Genomic DNA, 2,750 nt, shown 5'->3' on the forward strand with positions numbered 1-2,750 from the left:
TTAAAGTTGTTATCAACTTCTCGAAGCGATATCGGATAAAGGAGGAGTAATGGATATAACACCTTTCCTTCATGCACTTTGTGCTGTGGCTGCGCAGGTACTGGTTGGTCTTTTTACCGGAAACTGGGCTTACGGTGCGATAGCCGGTTGTACGTTCTTCATTGCGCGTGAACACACCCAGGCAGAATATCGCTGGATTGAAATGTTCGGGCATGGCAAGCGTATGAATATGCCGTGGTGGGGCGGTTTTGATCCACGCGCGTGGGATGTGGCAAGCCTGATGGATTTTGCTGTGCCGGTGGTGGCGTGTCTGCTGGTCTGGCTGTTGGTTAATCGCGGGTGAAAAAGGTGAGCTGTATATGCAATGGGGGAAGAGGCATTGTTGTTGACAGCTAGAAAGAAGTATCAGGTGTTGCTGAACCGTTCAATAGCGTCGGATATTGAGTGGTCTGCAATACCTGCTATAGAATAACCATTAATAATCCAGCCTCTAAACCGATGTATGTGCTTGTATGTCAGAGGCTGGATCAGATATTAGAATTAGTTTGTTATTATATTTTGGGGAGTTAAAGTATTTCAGACACTTATGGTTTATCAATCAATATCGGTTGTGTTACTTAACTCTTTATATTCCCATGCTTCTTTGATTCGATACTCCAGAGATGGCATGACAAAATTGATAGCGTCACTACCAATTAATAATTGACGTGGCGGCTTTTCCATTTCAGCTACACGGCAAATTACTTGTGCTAGTTTTGATGGGTCACCTTGTTGCTGGCCGTCAGCAGATGCTAATAATTCACGAGCGTTTCCCCAGATAGTATAGTCCTCAATGTTTCGTTCACCATATACTGCGGAACAATCACTAAGAAATTCTGTTCGAAAAAAGCCAGGTTCAATAGCAGTAACTTTTATGCCAAAAGGAGCAACTTCATCGGCAAGTGCTAGTGTCATGCCTTCGACGGCAAATTTGGAAGCAGAGTAGAATGTGGCATTTGCTACAGCTTTAACTCCTGCAATTGAGGAAGTGTTAATAACATGTCCGCTACGCTGTTGACGCATAATTGGTAATATGGCTCGTAATACGTTAGCCATTCCAAAAACGTTAGTAGCAAATTGCTGTTCTATTTGTTTTGCGGTTGCCTCTTCAAAGCGTCCCAATAAACAGTATCCGGCATTGTTAACCAGAATATCTATTCGTCCAAAACGACGAACCGCAGCATCAGCTGCGACCATAGCTTGATGTTCATTACGGACATCAAGTTCCAATAGTTCAATTTTATCCGGTGCAATTGAAATAAATGTCTGGCGCAATTTACCTATATCACGCCCCGTGGCCACTACACGATCCCCCTGTTGTAAAGCTGCTTTGACGATGTGAGTTCCCATACCACGGGTAGCGCCGGTTACAAACCAAACTCGATTCATATCAGTTTACCTTAATAAGTTTAATAAATCGTACTGCACATAGTACAGTACGATGGTAGTTATGTAATTGATTTACATGAAGAATGGCTTATCACCATCAGTACCAGGTTGATTGATGCCTATATTCTCACCAATGTGTTTCTCAGGTTTATCGATGATATCTGTGATTAATGCGGCGACACTCTTACGCGATACGATCGTACCTTTGAATGGTTCATTGCGTGAGGTAATCTCATAATCAATAATATCTTCATCAGTCAGCCAGGCAGGGCGAAGAATTGTATAATCCAGTCCAGAAGCCTCAATTGCATCCGCAGCCCTGCGGAATGGTTTTAGGGGCTCACCAATAACTGCATTATTCCATTCGCCAAATTTTCCTGGAACTTCATCATAAATGCCGAGGGAAAGAACAAAGATCAGACGTTTAACATCACAGGCTTTCATCGCAGCGATCACTGAATTTGCCTGAATATCTAAATCTTCCCCCGTAAGGTTGGCATACACAATATCCTGTCCCTGCATGGCCTGCTTCAGTGCTGCATGATTCAGTACATCCCCCATAATAATCTGGCTATTAGTTGGATAGGGTTTGTGTATTTTTGCTGGCTGACGAGCAAATAAAGTTTGTTTAATGGTTTGTTTATCTGCCAGTTGATTAATCACATGGCGGGCTATCTGACCGCCAGCACCAAGAATGAGTACTTTTTTCATAATATTTCTCATGAAACTTATCCCAGATGGGTGTTGAAAAAAGGAATAACTTTTTCCAGCGCCTCCTGAACTGCTTCCGGTTTGTCATACAGTTCATAATGTGAGAAATCGGGTAACGAAACTAACTGACGATCCTGCGAAACCATCGCCCGGCCATAGACTTCCAGTCCATCACGATAAGCACCGAAGGCACCGACTTTTTCACCAACTACTACCATCACCGGCTGAGTCAGTAACACTTCAGTAAATGCGAAGGCATCCCAGGCCAGCGTTTTCTGTGCATGTGAGAACAACATTTTTGTCGCACCTCCCGGTTGTTGCCCGCGTGGTGTTTTATAGTAGTCAGTTGCTTCATAAACATCGCGTTCGGTCAGTCCATGGGCTTTTGCTGCATCCAGGCTGGCGGGAAGTAAATCGTTGATCTGTAATTCTCCACCACGAGCCTCTTTGGTTCGTTGCGACGCCATTGCATTCAATGCGCCAATCGGATCGTAATTGCTGAAACCTTCCCGAAAAAGACGCCCGATATTAACACCCGTAATACTCACTACAGCTTTAATTCGTTTTTCTGTCAGCGCGGCATTAATGGCATGGGGGGGGGGGGGGGGGGG

Annotated in this window: 4 protein-coding genes and 1 pseudogene; 2 read left to right on the plus strand and 3 right to left on the minus strand. The window is 44.3% G+C overall.

Features of this window, described 5'->3' with window-relative positions; all coding sequences use genetic code 11:
- Positions 1-49: 49 nt before the first annotated feature.
- Positions 50-343 carry a hypothetical protein gene (locus tag FEK66_RS20430; protein WP_000355609.1) on the plus strand — a complete coding sequence of 98 codons (294 nt, stop codon included), beginning with the start codon at positions 50-52 and terminating at the stop codon, positions 341-343.
- Between the two features lie 21 nt (positions 344-364).
- Positions 365-472, plus strand: a complete 108-nt coding sequence (locus FEK66_RS20435) for a hypothetical protein (protein ID WP_135493786.1) — start codon at positions 365-367, stop codon at positions 470-472.
- A gap of 122 nt (positions 473-594) precedes the next feature.
- On the opposite strand, the gene FEK66_RS20440 is transcribed toward FEK66_RS20435, so the two are convergent.
- From FEK66_RS20440 to FEK66_RS26050, 3 genes and pseudogenes are all read right to left on the minus strand, one after another.
- The gene (locus FEK66_RS20440; RefSeq protein ID WP_135486244.1) at positions 595-1,428 is read right to left on the minus strand and encodes an SDR family NAD(P)-dependent oxidoreductase; all 834 of its coding nucleotides are present in this window, start codon (positions 1,426-1,428) and stop codon (positions 595-597) included.
- Between the two features lie 72 nt (positions 1,429-1,500).
- The gene (locus tag FEK66_RS20445) at positions 1,501-2,139 is read right to left on the minus strand and encodes an SDR family oxidoreductase (protein WP_135493788.1); all 639 of its coding nucleotides are present in this window, start codon (positions 2,137-2,139) and stop codon (positions 1,501-1,503) included.
- Positions 2,140-2,156: 17 nt separating this feature from the next.
- Positions 2,157-2,750, minus strand: a pseudogene (locus tag FEK66_RS26050) (alpha/beta hydrolase); the annotation flags it as partial.

This window comes from Escherichia sp. E1130 (genome assembly GCF_005781065.1).
Taxonomy (GTDB): Bacteria; Pseudomonadota; Gammaproteobacteria; order Enterobacterales; family Enterobacteriaceae; genus Escherichia.

Excerpts from the sequence above, each read along its gene's own strand:
- FEK66_RS20445 (WP_135493788.1), bottom strand. The coding sequence starts at position 2,139 with ATGAAAAAAGTACTCATTCTTGGTGCTGGCGGTCAGATAGCCCGCCAT.
- FEK66_RS20435 (WP_135493786.1), top strand. The coding sequence starts at position 365 with ATGGGGGAAGAGGCATTGTTGTTGACAGCTAGAAAGAAGTATCAGGTG.
- FEK66_RS20430 (WP_000355609.1), top strand. The coding sequence starts at position 50 with ATGGATATAACACCTTTCCTTCATGCACTTTGTGCTGTGGCTGCGCAG.
- FEK66_RS20440 (WP_135486244.1), bottom strand. The coding sequence starts at position 1,428 with ATGAATCGAGTTTGGTTTGTAACCGGCGCTACCCGTGGTATGGGAACT.